This is a genomic window from Paenibacillus aceti (genome assembly GCF_003614185.1).
Taxonomy (GTDB): domain Bacteria; phylum Bacillota; class Bacilli; order Paenibacillales; family Paenibacillaceae; genus Fontibacillus; species Fontibacillus aceti.
The window spans coordinates 1,959,547-1,977,236 of sequence record NZ_KZ987724.1 but is presented as its reverse complement, the minus strand read 5'-3'; the positions used below and the strand labels follow the sequence as shown (position 1 = coordinate 1,977,236).

17 protein-coding genes and 1 other annotated feature are annotated in these 17,690 nt (G+C 48.5%); of the genes, 15 read left to right on the top strand and 2 right to left on the bottom strand.

Translation table 11 applies throughout. From position 1 onward, the window contains the following. The first annotated feature begins 62 nt into the window (after positions 1–62). On the top strand, positions 63–779 hold the full coding sequence (locus tag BFJ94_RS08735; RefSeq protein WP_120462311.1) for a response regulator transcription factor: 717 nt from the start codon (positions 63–65) through the stop codon (positions 777–779). Continuing rightward, complete coding sequence (locus BFJ94_RS08730; RefSeq protein WP_120462310.1) at positions 780–2,219, top strand: ATP-binding protein; 1,440 nt, start codon at positions 780–782, stop codon at positions 2,217–2,219. It begins immediately after the preceding gene. A 148-nt stretch (positions 2,220–2,367) separates the two neighbouring features. On the opposite strand, the gene serA is transcribed toward BFJ94_RS08730, so the two are convergent. Continuing rightward, positions 2,368–3,957, bottom strand: a complete 1,590-nt coding sequence (gene serA / locus BFJ94_RS08725; protein ID WP_120462309.1) for a phosphoglycerate dehydrogenase — start codon at positions 3,955–3,957, stop codon at positions 2,368–2,370. 224 nt (positions 3,958–4,181) lie between these two features. Then, positions 4,182–4,412 (bottom strand) — a binding site (T-box leader). Positions 4,413–4,577: 165 nt separating this feature from the next. After that, entirely contained in the window at positions 4,578–5,513 is a 936-nt protein-coding gene (locus BFJ94_RS08720) for a hypothetical protein (RefSeq protein ID WP_120462308.1), read from the bottom strand. 97 nt (positions 5,514–5,610) lie between these two features. Between BFJ94_RS08720 and BFJ94_RS08715 the strand changes: the two genes are divergently transcribed. The 13 genes from BFJ94_RS08715 to der all read left to right on the top strand — a co-directional run bounded on the left by BFJ94_RS08715 (position 5,611) and on the right by der (position 17,688). Further along, positions 5,611–6,204 (top strand): CPBP family intramembrane glutamic endopeptidase, encoded by a 594-nt coding sequence (locus BFJ94_RS08715; protein WP_120462307.1) that lies wholly within the window; start codon positions 5,611–5,613, stop codon positions 6,202–6,204. Beyond that, a complete protein-coding gene (locus BFJ94_RS08710) occupies positions 6,201–6,617 on the top strand; it encodes a hypothetical protein (protein ID WP_120462306.1) in 417 nt (138 codons plus the stop codon). Before BFJ94_RS08715 ends, BFJ94_RS08710 begins: the two co-directional genes overlap by 4 nt. Before the next feature lie 653 nt (positions 6,618–7,270). Further along, positions 7,271–8,554 (top strand): serine--tRNA ligase, encoded by a 1,284-nt coding sequence (gene serS / locus BFJ94_RS08705; RefSeq protein ID WP_120462305.1) that lies wholly within the window; start codon positions 7,271–7,273, stop codon positions 8,552–8,554. A 103-nt stretch (positions 8,555–8,657) separates the two neighbouring features. Next, on the top strand, positions 8,658–9,017 hold the full coding sequence (locus tag BFJ94_RS08700; RefSeq protein ID WP_120462304.1) for a hypothetical protein: 360 nt from the start codon (positions 8,658–8,660) through the stop codon (positions 9,015–9,017). Between the two features lie 209 nt (positions 9,018–9,226). Further along, the gene (locus tag BFJ94_RS08695; RefSeq protein WP_120462303.1) at positions 9,227–9,847 is read left to right on the top strand and encodes a genetic competence negative regulator; all 621 of its coding nucleotides are present in this window, start codon (positions 9,227–9,229) and stop codon (positions 9,845–9,847) included. 60 nt (positions 9,848–9,907) lie between these two features. After that, positions 9,908–10,597, top strand: a complete 690-nt coding sequence (gene prsW / locus BFJ94_RS08690) for a glutamic-type intramembrane protease PrsW (RefSeq protein ID WP_120462302.1) — start codon at positions 9,908–9,910, stop codon at positions 10,595–10,597. Between the two features lie 322 nt (positions 10,598–10,919). After that, entirely contained in the window at positions 10,920–12,317 is a 1,398-nt protein-coding gene (gene ypeB, locus BFJ94_RS08685) for a germination protein YpeB (RefSeq protein ID WP_120462301.1), read from the top strand. 154 nt (positions 12,318–12,471) lie between these two features. Then, the gene (locus BFJ94_RS08680) at positions 12,472–13,125 is read left to right on the top strand and encodes a flagellar brake protein (protein ID WP_188831457.1); all 654 of its coding nucleotides are present in this window, start codon (positions 12,472–12,474) and stop codon (positions 13,123–13,125) included. 91 nt (positions 13,126–13,216) lie between these two features. Then, a complete protein-coding gene (locus BFJ94_RS08675; RefSeq protein WP_229717071.1) occupies positions 13,217–13,420 on the top strand; it encodes a hypothetical protein in 204 nt (67 codons plus the stop codon). Between the two features lie 117 nt (positions 13,421–13,537). Beyond that, a complete protein-coding gene (gene cmk, locus BFJ94_RS08670) occupies positions 13,538–14,245 on the top strand; it encodes a (d)CMP kinase (RefSeq protein WP_120462299.1) in 708 nt (235 codons plus the stop codon). Next, the gene (locus tag BFJ94_RS08665) at positions 14,246–14,827 is read left to right on the top strand and encodes a lysophospholipid acyltransferase family protein (RefSeq protein ID WP_120462298.1); all 582 of its coding nucleotides are present in this window, start codon (positions 14,246–14,248) and stop codon (positions 14,825–14,827) included. It abuts the gene before it with no gap. A 133-nt stretch (positions 14,828–14,960) separates the two neighbouring features. Then, entirely contained in the window at positions 14,961–16,193 is a 1,233-nt protein-coding gene (gene rpsA, locus BFJ94_RS08660; protein ID WP_120462297.1) for a 30S ribosomal protein S1, read from the top strand. A gap of 172 nt (positions 16,194–16,365) precedes the next feature. Then, the gene (gene der, locus BFJ94_RS08655) at positions 16,366–17,688 is read left to right on the top strand and encodes a ribosome biogenesis GTPase Der (protein ID WP_120462296.1); all 1,323 of its coding nucleotides are present in this window, start codon (positions 16,366–16,368) and stop codon (positions 17,686–17,688) included. The last annotated feature ends 2 nt before the right edge of the window (positions 17,689–17,690 follow it).

Below are 17,690 nucleotides of genomic sequence, written 5' to 3'. Positions count from 1 at the left end.
AATATTATTAATCCTATAATTCGCTCTGGTGAATGGGTAAGATGATGAAGGGGTTGTTGTTGATGTCAGATCAAGAAAATCGCATTTTGGTGGTTGATGATGAGGAGCGTATTCGTCGATTACTGAAAATGTACTTGGAAAAAGAAGGTTATGAGATCGATGAAGCTGAGGATGGAGAGATCGCTTTGAAAAAGGCGACATCCAACGATTATGGCTTGATTTTGCTTGATGTGATGCTGCCGGGCATCGATGGCATTGAAGTGTGCAATCGATTGAGACAGGTGAAGTCTACTCCGGTACTGATGCTGACGGCCAAGGGTGAGGAGATGAACCGGGTTCAAGGTTTTGAGGTCGGTGCGGACGACTATGTCGTCAAGCCTTTTAGCCCGCGAGAAGTCATTTATCGCGTCAAGGCGATTATGCGCCGCGCTTCTGCGACAGCCTATTTGACCAAAGAAAGCGGGACCAGCAACAACATCGTGTTCCCTCATCTTATAATCGAACATGACGCTCACCGTGTGACCGCGAACGGTCAGGAGGTCAGCTTGACTCCGAAGGAATACGAACTGTTGCATTATTTGGCCGTCTCGCCGGACAAAGTCTTCTCACGCGAGGAACTGCTCAAGGATGTATGGAATTATGAATTTTTCGGTGATCTGCGCACCGTGGATACCCATGTCAAACGGTTGCGCGAAAAATTGAATAAAGTATCTCCGGAATCAGCGGCAATGATCACTACAGTCTGGGGCGTCGGCTATAAGCTGGAGGTTGCTAAGTAAGTGAGCTTCTGGAGATCGCTGGTCGGCAAGCTGTGGATGACGATCATTGGCCTGGTTGCCTGTGTCCTGCTGACTTTGGGGCTTTTCCTGCTGCCCTATATCGATACGAACTTTACGAATTCGGGCGCGATCAAGAAGATGTTCGTGATCGTATGTATGATCGGCTTCTCGCTCACGACCTTCTTCGCTTTGTTCCTGTTCACGAAGATCACACAGCCGATGCAGCAGCTGATCCGGGCAGCGGACTCGATTCGCAAGGGGAAATACGATGCGCGGCTATCGCCTCGTACCAGTGATGAGATTGGGCAGCTATCGATTACCTTTAATCATATGGCTGAAGAACTGGAGAATACGATACGCAGCCTGAAGCATGAGAAGGAGCATCTATCCAGCGTTCTGGGCAGCATGTACGACGCCGTTATTACGCTGGACCGGAATGGTGCGATTATACTCACCAACCCGCCGGGAGATAAGGTGCTGGAGCTCTGGGGAGATCTGCCGGATTCAGCGGCAGAGATGGAAGAATTGACCGAGGATGATTACTGGAGCCGGATTCCGAAGCCACTCATTCCGATGTTCCATCGGGTGCTTGATCAGGAAGGCGACCAGAGCATGAACATCCATGTCAAAAAAGGGGTATGGTCCGTACATATGACTCCGCTCGACTCGGATGGGGAGATTCGCGGAGCTGTAGCGGTGGTTCGCGATGTAACCGAGCAAGTGAAGCTGGAGAAGATGCGCAGCGACTTCGTGGCCAATGTCTCCCATGAGATCCGCACGCCGCTGTCGATGATGCAAGGCTATAGCGAAGCGCTGCTTGACGGGATGGCGGCGACGCCGGAAGAGCAGGCGGAGCTGGTGCAGGTCATTCATGATGAATCGCTGCGCATGACCCGTCTGGTCCGTGATTTGCTCGATTTGGCCCGCATGGAGGCGGGCTATATCGATATGCCGATGTCGCAGATGGATTTCCGTGAGCTGGCGGAGCGGATGTACCGCAAGTTCCTGGTCCGGGCCAAGGAGCATGATATTGTGCTCAAGCTGGATGTAGAGGACTCGCCGATGTATCTGGAGCAGGCTAATGAGGATCGATTGGAGCAGGTGCTGACGAATTTGCTCGACAATGCCTTCAGGCATACGCCGGATGGGGGAGAAATCGGGATCAGCGCGCAGGTCCGAGAGAGTCAGCTTGGTAAGGAACTGCATGTCTCAATCAAGGATAGCGGAGCTGGTATCCCGTCCGATGATTTGCCGTTCATATTCGAGCGATTCTATAAGGCAGACAAGGCTCGCGTCCGGGGCGAGGCCCTCGGTACAGGCTTGGGATTATCGATTGTGAAGAATATCGTGGATTCCCATCAAGGGACGATCCAGGCGGAGAGCGAGCTTGGCAAAGGCACTGTATTTCATATGATACTGCCTGTCGAAAGACATCAATAAATTGAGGGTATGACCATCCTGCCTGCAGAAAGGATGGTTTTTTGTTGAACGAGCAAGAGAAATCTTGTTCAACGTGGAACATAGAGAAGGGGCTGTCCCTTAGTAGTGATTAACTACTAGGAGACAGCCCCTATTGATTATAAGTAGATTATACGAAGAAGATTTGCTGCGCTTTATTAATTTCAGGCAGATTGATCAAATGATCGAGTACCTCAGCAGGAGCGGCCTTATCGATGGTGAGCACCATGATCGCGGCTCCACCGACGATTTTACGTCCAACCTGCATCGAGGCGATATTGACATCATTGCTGCCGAGCAGTGTGCCGACGTGGCCGACCATACCTGGCTTATCATTATGGGAAATGAATAGCAGATGTCCTTCAGGAGCGATGTCTACCGGATATTTGTCAATTTGCACGATTCTAGCTCCATAGCCGTTCAGCAGAGTTCCAGCCACGCTATGCTCGGTGCCATTCGGAGCCTTCAAGGTAACGGTGATCAAATTAGTGAATCCCTTAGTCGCCGAAGCTTGGGTTACGGACACCTTCACATCGCGGGCCTTGGCCAGATGGATGGAGTTGACGATATTGACATCGTCTCCGAAATGACGGGACAATACGCCCTTGATAATGTAACGGGTCAATGGCTGTGTATCGACCTCCGCCAGATCACCGGCGTAATCCACATGAATTTCTTGCACCGCTTCTTGATTCAGCTGCGCAGCAAGCATACCGATCTTCTCGCCAAGCCCGAAATAAGGGGTCAGCTTGTTCATTACACTAGGTGCGACCGGTGGCATATTCACTGCATTCTTGAACGGCTCATTGCGCAGGATATGCAGCACTTGCTCGGAGACGTCAATCGCGACATTCTCTTGGGCTTCTACCGTCGAAGCGCCGAGATGCGGAGTCACGATAATCTTCGGATTGTGCAGGAACGGATGATCCGCTTCCGGCGGTTCCTTCTCGAATACGTCGAAGGCGGCCCCGGCTACGATGCCTTGATCGATCGCTTCCACAAGCGCAAGCTCATCCACTACTCCGCCCCGGGCGCAGTTGACGATGCGCATGCCTTTCTTCATCACTTCAAATTGAGGGCGCGAAATCATATGCTTCGTCTCCGGTGTGAGAGGGGTGTGGACGGTAATAAAATCGGCATTGCGGACGATCTCATCCACACTGGACAGCTTGATGCCTAGCTTCTCGGCGCGTTCTTCCGTCAGGAATGGATCATATCCGAGGATATCCATGCCGAACACCTTGGCCCGCTTGGCGACTTCCGAGCCGATCCGGCCCATGCCGAGTACGCCCAGCTTCTTGTTGCGCAGCTCAACGCCCAGGAATTTACGATCCCATGTCCCGGAGATCGTCTTGGCATAGGCCTGAGGAATATGGCGAGCCAGCGCCATCATCATGGCGAAGGCATGCTCACAGGTTGTAATCGTGTTGCCGTCAGGAGCATTGATGACGATAATACCACGTTTGGTTGCCGCCTCAAGATTGATGTTGTCGACCCCGACTCCGGCCCGTCCGATCACCTTGAGGTTTTTGGCGACTTCCATAATCCTGTCGGTTACCTTCGTCTGGCTGCGGACAAGCAATGCATCGTATTCAGGAATGATTTGAATGAGTTCATCTTCGCTAAGCCCTGTCTTTTTCTCTACTACAACATCATTTGCTTCCACGAGCTGTTGAATCCCCAGGTCACTGATTGGATCCGATACAAGAACTTTAAACATGATTTCTTTCCTCCTAAATATGGTCTTTTTATATAGCATTGCTCTCTCGGAGAGTGAATCCCACTCCCTTCATAGAAGCATTCGCTCCATGGTCTTCAACGGTTTCCCCGTTATACTGCGACAAAGGCGCAGCATGTTCTGAGACTTAAGCCAAGACCCGGTTTGACCCGGTGCTTACTTTCCAAGGCAATAAAAAAACTCTCAATCCGCACACTACTTCCGTAGTAAGGGACGAGAGTTGTTCGTGGTACCACCCTAATTCACTGCCTCTTTGCAGAGAACAGCCTCATATGTCATCAAGACAAAATTGATAACGGAATTTCTCCGACTGCATCTACTTAAGTCAGTTCAACGCAGTGACTCAGGATCGCTAAAGCTGTTACTTCACTACCGGTTCGCAGCACCACCGGCTCTCTGGGAGCTATATACCAGCTTTTTTCCTTCATTGTTTTTCACGAGTATGATTTTTCATAATGTACCATGGACCTAGAGAGGTGTCAATACTATTAATAGACAATAATAGGGCAACCTTGCCGGGAATGGTCACGCTCTTGAATCTACTCGTTTTTTTAGTTATGATTTTGATAATGTCGAAAAAGCTCTATTTTCTGCCTGATCCGTCAGTCTTCAAAGAAAAATGGCAACTCAGGAAGAGATTCGGATTTATAGAATGCAGGTTTCCATTTTAGAAATTCATTTTCCTGTACAGCTTCGGTTTCTGTGAGAATTTTCACAACGGAGCGGACAGAATCAAGTTTTAAGGACGATGCTTTGCCGCTTGTAATCATCTGATCGATTTTGGCTGTCATATCTTGAGGCAGATAGCTCACATACATTTTGTCCTTAAGCATCATATCGGCCACGGCCTTGTTCTTAACGGCAAAGGAATAGCTCTTCCATTCCTTAATCGATGTCTGTCCATTGAAGTTAAATGAATCAGGTATGGATTTATCGTATTTGGAGCTCCATTTCAAGATAGATGCGTAAAATTTGTTCTGAGCCTGCAGCCCGAAATTCACAGCGCTCTCCAGAAATTCATCCTGATTATTCGTATTCTCCGATACTTTGGCTAAGGTAATCAGGCTGGTCGACTTGAGCGAGCGATTGATCTTTTCTTCAAACAGCTTCAGACTTTTGAGTATATCAGCCTGGGCTTCAAGGAGAAGCGGTGAGTTGCTGGATACCTGATAAGAAGCAACTTCCTTATATTGCGTCTGTGCTGATTTAAGCAGATCCTTTAAGGTTTGGCTGGATATGCTATCGCCATCACCATGTGCGCCTCTATGGAACTTGTCCATCGTAGAAACATAGCTGTTCTTGAAGTTCTGGTATGGCTGAAAGACAGTAAAGTAGAAGGTAACTAAATCCTGCTGTTGATAAGAACCGTCGGTTTCAAGCACATAGTCATAGTTGGCGATGCTGGCATACTTCGCTTCCGTCTTATTGATGCCGATGCGCAGTCCCAAGAAGAATGTCCCGAAGGCGGCGATCAGGGCGAAGATAAAGCCCATTGTAAACAGCATCTCGCTTTTTGAGGATTTTGTTTTATGGTTCATGAGTACCGCTCCTTTTCTAAGATTGTTCAGTCCATGAGCAAACAAATATGTATTCATCTCTATATATCATTATAAAGGACAGGGTTTGACAAATTATATGAAAAAATTTAAATTCGGCAAAATAAAGATACAAAAGGTCGATCCCGGTCAACTTAACGAGCGAATCCTGTTGATCAATTTGTACCTTACTCAAGGACTTACTCTATTTATCGGTCTGATCATCCTGTTATTTCAGAAGCGGAACCCCCTAACTCTGTTAACATTTCCTGAACATCCTGATTTTGCATACTATAGTATTGGATTGGCTGGGGTTATGTTCCTTGCGGACACGCTGATTTCCAGATTTATCGGTGAGGATAGCATGGATGATGGCGGGATTAACAATATGCTCTTTCGCTCCCGTCCCATCTGGCATATTGTAGTCATATGTCTCGTCGTGTCGATATGTGAGGAGTTGCTGTTTCGCGGAGCGATCCAGTACGGTCTCGGAATTTACTGGACTAGCATTCTTTTCGCAGTGATCCATGTTCGTTATTTGAAGCATTGGGTTCCAACCGGCTGGGTATTTCTTAGCAGTTATGGCCTGGGATACATTTATGTGCAGACTGGGACGCTGTGGGCGCCTATTTTATGCCATTTCATTATCGATCTTGTGTCCGGACTAGTTATAAAATATCGGAGGGAATCATGAGCGAACGTTTGAGCAGGGTAGAGCGGTATGAACGCAGCCGCAATACTAAGCACACCAAGACTAGACACCGTCGTTCATCGGGTGTAAGACAACAGAGCACAGCTTCCGATCTTCTTCTCGAAGATCCGGAGGAGGCGAACAAGGCTTCGACTTCAACGTGGGATGAATCCTTCTACGCTGAGGCGGCGACCACGGCTGAGGCTTCGGAAGCGGCTTATCAGGAACCAAGTGAGTCTGAGGATAAAATAGATTTGCAGAGCTTACCGACTCGGAAGGAAATGTTCCCGTCCCAGCGGTTGAGGCTACAGAAGTGGTTTTTGAATTCACTGCTGTACATTTTTATCGCATTGCTGGTGTTTTTGTTGTGGTGGGGGATTAGCGAATCCCCCTGGGGCCAAAAATACGGCCTTTAGAGGTGGTTCAAAATTACGGCTTTGATCACGAAGTGGCTCGAGGAGGCGGATTCGGCATCGAATCTTGAATTCACCCGGGCCTTCCGGTGCTCACGTACAAACGGCGTACGCTGCGCTCCTCATACCCGGGCTTCATCCAATCTTCTCGGTGCTGAAAGCCGTAATTTTGAACTCGATTATTTTCTAACGAAACGTGGTAACGTTATTTGCGGCAAAAGGGGCTGCTCTACATTGTAACGAAACTGGGTATCGTTATTTGAGCGATTTAGGGGGCAAAAGCCAGGTTTTCCTTCGAATAACGATATGGTGTTTCGTTAAAATTTTTTTAACGCTGTTTTGGTGGAAATAACGATACACAGTTTCGTTAGACAAACAACGTACACTTGCGAAATCCCGATCCAGTGTATATAATATTGAAAAACAAAATTATATTCGAAAAATGCCGATGATGAGATTCCAACTCGGAGGCGTTCTCGTCAAGATAGATCGAGTCTATCCTAAGTTAATCGGACCGCCCGTTATCGCGGAACCAAGTGATTGAAGCGTACTTCCAATGCTTCAGTAAATTGGGTGGCACCGCGAGCAGAGCGCTCCTCGTCCCAAGGGATGAGGGCGCTCTTTGTATTTTATTAAGCCCAAAAGGAGCGATTGATATGCTGGATATTCATTGGATTCGTGACCATGCCGCCGAAGCGCAAGCTGCTGCGGACAACAAAGGGATTGAAGTATCTGTGGAGGAATGTCTGCAGCAGGATGAGCAGAGACGTAAATTGCTGCAGGAGATCGAGAGTTTACGGAGACAGAGGAATGAAGGGTCGGTGCAGGTGGCAAAATTAATGCACACAGGCCATACGGAAGAGGCTGAGCAATATAAAGCGCAGCTAAAGCAGCTTAACGAGAGGATCAGCGAAGGAACAGCTCAGCTGGATGCGGTGAATCTAGCACTGGAGCGCTTGCTGCTCCTGATGCCGAATGTTCCATCACCGGACACTCCGGTGGGTAGATCGGATGCGGACAATGTGGAGGTGCGAAGCTGGGGAACGCCACCAGAGTGGACGTTTGAGCCATTAGATCATATGGAATTGGGAACTCGCCACGATATGATCGACATACCGCGGGGGGTCAAAGTGGGAGGAAGCCGCAGCTATTATTTGAAGGGGCTGGGGCTGTTATATCATCGCGCCGTTCAACAATTGGCGCTGGATATGCTGCTGGAACACGGCTTCACACCGCTTGACGTTCCGCTGATGGTGCGGGAGGAGAATATGGTGAACACTGGCTTCTTTCCTACTGGAAGAGATCAGGCTTATGCGATAAAGGACGAAGAGCTGTGGATGGTCGGTACTGCCGAGGTTCCGCTCGTCTCCTACTATGGAGGTGAAGTGGTCGAAGCCTCGCAGCCGATCAAGCTGGCCGGGGTATCGAATTGCTTCCGCAGCGAGGTCGGATCGGCAGGACGGGATGTTCGCGGCCTGTATCGGGTGCATCAATTCGCCAAAGTGGAGATGGTCATCATCTGCCAGCCTGATCCGGCGCTATCGGAACGAATGCTGCAGGAGATCACCTCCCATTCGGAGCAGCTGCTGCAGGCCTTGGAGCTTCCATACCGGGTGATGTCGGTATGCTCGGGCGATATGTCGCAGAAGACGTATAAGCAGTATGATATCGAAACCTGGATGCCGAGCCGCGGCGCTTACGGGGAGACCCATTCCGCATCGGATCTGCACAGCTTCCAGGCGAGAAGATCGAATATCCGCTGCCGGGATGAACAGGGGAAGCTGCAATACTGCTATACGCTTAACAATACGGCTGTAGCTTCGCCGCGGATTTTGATTCCTTTATTGGAGAATCATCAACGGGAAGATGGATCGATCTATGTACCGCCTGCGCTGCGCCAATATTTGGGCGGACGGAGCGAATTGGTGCTGCGGGCTTAAGCTGTGGTTAGACAGAAATGCTTTCCTGTATTTATACCGCATGAGTTTGTTTTAAAGGGCGAACACTAAGTGTGATTTTATCACATCTAAGGAGGTTATATTGGTGAGATCATCCTCATTCTTAACCGGTGTTATCCTTGGCGCCACGGCAGGAGTCATGGCATCCAAGCGCAAAATCAACTGGATGGCGATGCTGAGCGAAGCTGGTTCGGCCTTGAGTCTGGCGGGTATGAAGACAGAATGCGGTCACAGGCAGGCTAGAGCAACAAGCAGCCAAGGGAGCACCATCAGTGCCCAGGTGTTTCCCAGTAACAGAAGCGCAGGCCCCTCATTATCGAGTCATTCGAAGGAACACTCTTTGAAGCAGATTCAAGATTTCATTAAAGGAAATCCGGATGTCCGGCATGAGGTAGAGGCGATTCTGAAGGATAACAGTACGCAAATTCCGGGCATCAACAGTTAATAAAGGAAACTAGCAGCTTAGATATTCCTTTTGGAATCATTTTTCGCAGATTAGGCAATTTCTAGCGAAAAATGATTCTTTTTTTGCCTACATTATTGCGTGCAATTAGTGAGAATAAATGATAACATACATACAAAGAACCATTTCCATCACATATTAAAGCACGTTTCATAATTTGTTATAACAACGGCATGAGAGGAGGATCCTGTATGAGGATAGAAAGACTTGGCCAGGATAAGATACGGATTTTCCTTACTTTTGACGATCTGAGTGAGCGCGGTATTCAGAAAGAGGATATGTGGCAAGAGATTCCTAAGGTTCATGATTTGTTTACTGAAATGATGGATCAGGCCTATAAGGAAGTCGGATTTGACGCTACTGGTCCTTTGGCTGTTGAAGTGATCGCCTTGCCTGCACAGGGAATGGTTGTGATCGTAACACGAGGGAAATATGACCATCACCATCCTGGATTTGGATCGTCTTATGAGGATGAATTGCCGGATGAAGTATATGAAATGGAAGTGACGCTGGAGAGCAGTGACACAATTCTGTATTCTTTCGATGATTTTGAAATGTTAATCGAAGCGGCTCACGTTCTGAACCATATGCTTGTAGAGGCCGGCAGACTGTATAAATATAAAGGGAAATGGGTACTGCAGGTGGATTCTGATCCTCTGGAGGAGAGCAAAATTCAAGCTATTATCGCGGTCTTGGCTGAATTCGGTGATGCCATTTCGGTCACTTCGGCAGTGCTTGAAGAGTACGGCAATGTCGTCATTGCAGATGATGCAGTGGGCGTAATTTGCGAACATTTTAAATTACAAAATTAAGCATGACATAGAGAGTCAGGCTATTTTGAGATAAGGGACGATAGTAAGGAGGAATCCCGTTTGCTTATTTTCTCAATTTTAACCGCAGCGGTCGCTCCCGGTATCGCCCTGCTTACTTATTTTTACCTCAGGGACAAGTACGACACTGAACCGTTGCAAATGGTTCTTAAGGTATTTTTGATCGGTTTTTTGGTCATTTTGCCTGTGATGATACTGCAGCGCGGTTTAACGATATGGCTAGGCGACGGCCCGCTGGTGCAAGCTTTTGTCGTCTCCGCCGGGGTCGAGGAAGCGCTCAAATGGTTCGTTCTGTTTCATTTAATATATCACCATACCGAGTTCGATGAACCGTATGATGGAATTCTATATGCGACAGCGATCTCGCTCGGGTTCGCTACCGTTGAGAATGTAATCTTCGCCTTCGCTAGTCAAGCTACCTTGGGGACGATGCTCGTCAGAGCGCTATTGCCCGTCTCGGGACATGCGATGTTCGGCGTAATGATGGGTTACTATATCGGCCGGGCGAAGTTTACAAGCGGCTGGACGAATCGTAAGTATCTACTGTTCTCGCTCTTACTGCCATTGTTCTGGCATGGCGTGTACGATTATATCCTGGATAATTTAACTCAATATTGGATCTGGTATATCGTTCCACTGATGGCCTTCTTCTGGTACGGAGGTCTAGGCAAAATATACCGGGCTACCAAGCGTTCACCCTACCGTCTTACCGAAGCGGGGGGACAGGATTAATACAGTTTCGAATGGGGCATCCTGATTCTAGATATTATAGGCTTTAACGCCTGTATCTGGAAGGGGTGCCTTTTTATGATGCGGATCAAAGTAAGAATTACCTGCAAAACCTGTGGCGAAAGATTTATATTGCGAGGAAGAAAAGATAAAGGACAGATCGAGACGGGCTTTAAGCAATGTTTATGCGATAATCGTGAGGATTTCGAGATCGAGGAAGCGCTATAGAACGGTCGGAGTATCCTCATTTTCCAGCCGTATGCATAAAGCTTCTTTTTTCAACTCAAAATAAGCACAGCTTAGATGAAGAAAGGGGCTTTAGCCAATGTATAAACGTTTGAGTGCGATTTTATTTCCTATTGCGACTCTTTTATTAATCGGCGCATTGGTATGGGGATATCAGGAGAACCAAGAGAAGAACGCGATTTTGATCAAGGCCGAGAACCAATATCAGCGGGCTTTTCATGATTTGTCGTATCATGTTGACAGACTGCATAATCAGCTTGGCAATACGCTGGCGGTTCATTCGGCCTCGACCGGTTCCCAGCGTAAAGGTCTGGTGAATGTGTGGAGAATTACGAGCGAAGCGCAAAATGAAATTAATCAGCTTCCGCTGACCATGCTTCCTTTCAGCAAGACAGAGGAGTTCCTGTCGCGAATCTCCAACTTCTCCTATCAGACGGCGGTTCGTGATTTGACTAAGCAGCCGTTGACCGACGGCGAGCTTAAAAATTTGAAGGAGCTATATAATAACGCGGCGGAAATCTCCAAGGATCTGCAAGGCGTTCAGGACAAGGTTATCTCCAATCGTCTGCGCTGGATGGACGTAGAGACGGCTTTGGCCACGGACAAGGAAGCGAAGGACAATACGATTATCGACGGCTTCAAGACGGTGGACAAAAAGGTGGGAGAATATCCTGAGCTTGACTGGGGACCTTCCGTATCCAGCATGTACACAAAACGCTCGGTGAAGAAGCTGGGCGGAACTCCGATCACAGCGCAGAATATTAAGCAGAAGGCAGCACAGTTCATCGGTCATCACAACGGCGATGTCAAGGTTGTGGAGAATGGGCGCGGTACGGAATGGGCTTCCTTCACGGCCAAAGCCAAAGGCAAGAAGGATGAGAGCTACACTCTTGACTACACCCGCAACGGAGGACATTTGATCTCGTACTCCTGCGACCGCACCCTTGGACAGAAATCGCTCGGATATAAGGAAGCGAGAGCCGAGTCGGAGAAGTTCCTGAAGGATAAAGGGTATCCGAATATGACGGCGGTATCCTATGATGAGTATGATAATATTGGCAGCTTGACGTTCGTGAATAAGCAAGGGGATGTCTTGATCTATCCGGAGAAGGTGACTGTTCGTGTAGGTCTGGACAACGGTCAAGTGACCGGGCTGCAGGCGAGCGACTATGTGTATGAGCGCGAGGTCGATCAGAAGATCCCTGAGCCGAAGCTGACCGTGGAACAAGCGCGGAAATATTTGAATTCCGACTTTAAGGAGAAGTACAACCGGCTTGCGCTTATCAAGAATGAGCTGTCGGAGAAGGTGCTTACCTATGAATTCGGCGGTTCTATCAACGGTTCGGACTATCGGATATACATTAATGCCGAGAATGGAAATGAAGAGAATATCGAAGAGGTCAGGAGCAATAAGCCGAACAACCGGCAGGCGAACGAACCGGTGAAACAATCGAGAGCGAAGAAGAATACTTTATGATTTGCCAGAGCTTGATCATACCTTTCTAAGGGTGACCAGGCTCTTTTGTTATTTCAGATTTCATGAAATGTCCATCTTTAAGAATCTCGAAATTCCATATCAACAGGGACGGGACAAGCATGTTATACTTATATCTAGATTTGGGGGTGTCAGCTTGTATCCAAAAATAAATGATCTCGTCTTCATTCATATTGCTTCCGTTGACAAGAAGGCGGCAGAGAAAGAATATAAATCACGGATCGCCGACGATAATGAGGATTCCTTCTTGATTGAGGTGCCGATTGAGAGCGGAACCGGAAGACTGAAGCGGCTTCATATCGGGGACGAGCTTTCTGTATATTTTTTGACGGAGGGCGGGATTAAGAACTTTTTCAATACATATGTAATAGGCTTCGCCGATGATAAGGTGCAGATGGTACGAATCCGCAAGCCGGAACCGGAGACGATCACGAAGATTCAGCGGAGAGATTTCCTGCGCGTGGTGGCCGAGCTGGAAATTGCCGTAAGGAAGGCGGATCATACCCGCTTTGTCACTTATACAGAAGATGTCGGCGGCGGCGGTGTCTCATTCATGTGTGATACTAAATACGGGATTTCCCAAGGGGATCTGCTGTATTGCTGGCTGCTTATTCCATACAAGAACGGGTCGATCGACCATGTACCGTTTGAAGCTGAAGTCGTGCGTACGAAGAAGCTGGAGACGCAGAGGACAATTGTCATGTTGAAACTGGTCAACATTTCAGATATGGAGCGCCAGAAGATTATCCGCTATTGTTTCGAAAGGCAGTTTGATTTTAAGAATAGGTAATATGACATTCAAGTGGTTAAGCGGCTGATTTCCCGGGAAGAGGATATGCTAATATTAGCTAATTCAAAAAAGCACCCGGAGGGTGAGAAGCATGAAGGATGACGCACATCGATATACAGAGTTATTCCTGCAGCTGTGTAGGCCGGTGGAGAGATGGCTGCGCAGGCTGATCCTGTTGTTAGTGCTCAGTCTCTGCTTGCTGCAGCTGGCGCTGCGGATACCGGAAATCAGACATATGTTGTCCTCGGCAGATCGGCTCGAGGGGGTACCGATTCATCGGGAAAATAGGCGATAATCCTGCCCTTTTCGCGCTAATCTCTTTTGCATACCTTAGTTATGTGTGGTATAATTTTCACGTCGCAGGCAAAGCCTGCTTTTTTCTTGACACCCACTTTTGAGGAGGAATGCCCCATTGGCAAGTGCAGCGTCTAAGGCTAACGTCAGGATCAACATCGCGATTGACGGGCCGGCCGGGGCAGGTAAGAGTACCATCGCCCGTAAAGTTGCAGGCAAGTTATCCTATGTTTATGTAGATACCGGTGCTATGTACCGGGCTGCCACCTGGTTTATGCTCCAGCATGGGATACCTTCGGAAGCTGAGGATCAAGTATTGCAAGCGGTACACAGGCTGGACATTGAACTGGTTCCAGGGGAGAACGGGCAGCAGGTGCTGGTCGGTGGCGTAGATGTCACCGGGGAGATCCGTTCGCTTGCAGTTAACGCCAAAGTGTCCCGATATGCGCAGATCGAGGGGCTGCGAAGCTGGCTTGTGTCGCTTCAGCGGCAAATGGCTCTGCGTAAAGGCGTCGTTATGGATGGCCGTGATATCGGAACTACCGTGCTACCTGATGCTGAAGTCAAAATTTTTATGACAGCCAGTATTGAAGAAAGAGCGCTTCGCAGGTATAAGGAAATGAAGGAACAAAGCGACATTACTCTGAAGCAGCTTGAACTTGATATCGCTGAGCGTGATCGCCTCGACCGGGAACGGGAGATTTCTCCGCTCCGCCAGGCTGAGGACTCGATTCTCCTGGATACGACGCATATGTCGATCGATGACGTTGTCGAATTCATCGTGTCCAGAGTGCAGAGCATACAAGGGAGAGAGGGAGAAGTATAAATGATTTATAGATTTTGTCGCGCAGTGCTGCGGTTAATATATAAAGCGCTGTTCCGCCTGGAGGCGAAGGGATTAGAGAATATTCCTGAAGAGGGAGGCGTGCTGCTGTGCTCGAATCACATCAGTCTGCTGGACCCTCCGGCGATCGGTATTCTGCCGAAACGCAAGGTGCATTTTATGGCGAAAAAGGAATTATTCGATATCTTCGGCCTCGGCTGGTTGATTAAAGAACTGGGCGCTTTCCCGGTCAAACGGGGCGCCGTGAGCAAGGAATCGATCAAGACCTCCCTCACATTGCTTCGTGGTGGACATGTAATGGGGATTTTCCCGGAAGGCTCTCGGGCCAAGGGCGAGGATATGGGGGCAGGTAAGAAGGGGGCGGCGACTTTTGCGCTCCGTAGCGATGCAGCGGTCATTCCTGTTGCTATTATTGGCAATTATAAGCTCTTTCGCAAAATGAGAGTTGTGTACGGTGAACCGATCGATATGACCGAGTTTAAGGAGGCAGCGAAGACCGAAGCAGCCGACCTGGCTACGGAAGCTATCATGTCCCGGATTGCCGAGCTTAAGAAATCGGTATAGCTGCACAACCTGTCTGAAAGGCCGATGCATGAAGATAGGGGATAATTGGAAAGCTATATTCGTGAATTGTTTTGAACTACGCTAATGGCGAGTTTAAATAAATGGTTTTTTTTGAATTGAGGAGGTTATTGACATGTCGGAAGAAACAAAAAATGGTTTGGATGCCGTTGAGGCAAGCCAGGAAGAAATGGAACAAATCGTATCCTTGAAAAAAGGGGACACCGTGAAAGGAACGATCGTCAAAATCGAGGATAACCAAGCTTATGTGAGTATTGGATATAAATATGACGGCGTTATTCCTATTCGTGAATTGTCCTCCGTCCATCTGGACAGCGTTGCGGACGCTATTCAAGTTGGCCAAGAGGTTGAGACCAAGGTCGTTAGCATCGACGATGAGAAGGAACGCCTCGTTCTTTCCAAGCGTGCCATCGACAGCGAGAATGCTTGGGATGAATTGCAAGCTCGCATGGACAGCCAAGAAACCTTCGAAGTTGTAGTTGCCGATGTCGTTAAAGGCGGTCTTGTCGTAGACGTAGGCCTGCGCGGCTTCATTCCTGCTTCCATGGTGGAACGCCATTTCGTTGAAGATTTCAGCGATTACAAAGGCCGTACGCTTCGCGTTAAAGTGAAAGAACTCGACAAAGAGAACAACAAAGTCATCCTGTCCCAGAAGGATGTGCTTGACGAAGAGTTCGAAGCTAATAAGCAAAAAGTAATGGCTAACCTGCAAGAAGGCGAAGTGATCGAAGGTACAGTACAACGCTTGACCCAATTCGGCGCATTTGTTGATGTGGGCGGCGTGGACGGACTTGTACACGTATCGGAAATCTCTTGGAGCCATGTGGACAAACCAGCTGACGTTCTCTCCGAAGGAGATAAAGTCAAAGTTAAAGTTCTCAAAGTTGATCCAGAGAAAGGCAAAATCAGCCTTAGCATCAAAGCTGCTCTGCCAGGACCTTGGGATACAGCTAGCGAGCAATTCCATATCGGTGATATCGTGAGCGGCGAAGTAAAACGTCTCGTGAATTTCGGCGCCTTCGTTGAAATCGCTCCAGGCGTGGAAGGCCTTGTTCATATTTCGCAAATTTCCCATAAACATATCGGCACTCCGTTCGAAGTATTGAAGGAAGGCCAAACGGTTCAAGTCAAGATTCTGGACCTTAACGCCGCTGAGAAACGCGCTAGCCTGAGCATTAAGGAGACGGAAGAAGCTCCAGCTCAAGCACCTAGAAGCGAAAGACCATCCAAGGGCAGCAGCGTGAGAAAAGAAGATCTGGGCGACAACCCTAATGTATCGCTCAGCAATCAAGGACTTAGCATCACTTTGGGCGAACGTTTCGGTGACAAGCTGAGCAAATTGAAATAAGCGGATATAAGCTTAAGATATCGGCGAACCCCCTATGCGGGTTCGCTCTTTTTTTTGGCAATACTATAGTTAGCCAATTCAGTTTTTTTTTGCTATGATTATTTAGGTGTAATTTAAATGAGATAAACAAAAGTAAGCGAATATAGATTTAGTAATCTTAGGAGGAATGCGTATGGCAAGACCCGTAGTGGCCATCGTCGGTAGGCCAAATGTAGGGAAGTCTACGATCTTTAACCGTATGATCGGCGACCGTCTGGCGATTGTGGAAGATAAGCCAGGCATTACGCGAGACCGGATCTACGGTACAGCGGAATGGAATGGTACGCCATTCAGCGTGATCGACACCGGCGGTATTGAGCTAAGTGATGAAGAACCGATTCTGAAATTGATCCGCATGCAGGCGGAGCTGGCGATTGAAGAAGCAGATGTGATCGTGTTCATGTGTGATGCCAAGACGGGAGTGACCGGGGCGGACGAGGAGGTAGCCACTCTGCTCTATCGTAGCGGCAAGCCTGTTATCGTGGCCGTGAACAAGGTCGATAATCTCGGTCGTCAGGATTTCATCTATGAATTCTACAATCTTGGCTTCGGGGAGCCGATCGGTGTATCCGGCAGCCATGGTACTGGAATCGGCGATCTGCTGGATGCTATCGTTGAGAATCTGCCTGAGCAGACCGAGGATGAGTACGATGAAGATGTGATCCGGGTGGCGCTGATCGGGCGTCCGAACGTCGGCAAATCCTCGCTGGTCAACGCTATATTAGGCGAGGAGCGCGTTATTGTCAGCGACATCGCCGGTACAACCCGCGATGCTGTCGATACGCCGTTCGAGAAGGATGGACAGAAGTATGTATTGATCGATACCGCTGGGATGCGCAAGCGGGGCAAGGTGTATGAGACAACGGAGAAATACAGCGTAATGCGCGCGATGAAGGCTATTGAACGAGCGGATGTCGTACTTGTGCTCATCAATGGCGAAGAGGGGATTATCGAGCAGGACAAGCATATTGCGGGCTATGCCTATGAAGCGGGCAAGGCTTCTGCATTCGTAGTGAACAAGTGGGATGTCGTGGAGAAGGACGATAAGACAATGCAGCAATTTGAGCAGAAGATCCGCGACCACTTCTTGTTTATGACTTATGCACCGATCGTATTCCTGTCAGCCAAGACGAAGCAAAGACTGCATAAGCTGCTTCCGGTTGTGCAGCATGTTGCCGACCAGCATACGAAACGGATACAGACCCATTTACTTAATGATGTCGTCTCTGATGCGGTGGCGATTAACCCGCCTCCTACAGATAAAGGAAGAAGATTGCGGATTAATTATGTGACTCAGGTTGCGGTGAAGCCGCCGACGATTGTTGTATTTGTCAACGATCCTGAGTTGATGCACTTCTCTTATGAGCGTTACTTGGAGAATAAAATTCGCGCTGCTTTTGATTTCGAAGGTACGCCGATTCGTCTGTTCACGCGGCGTAAGTCTGATGAGGGTTAGGA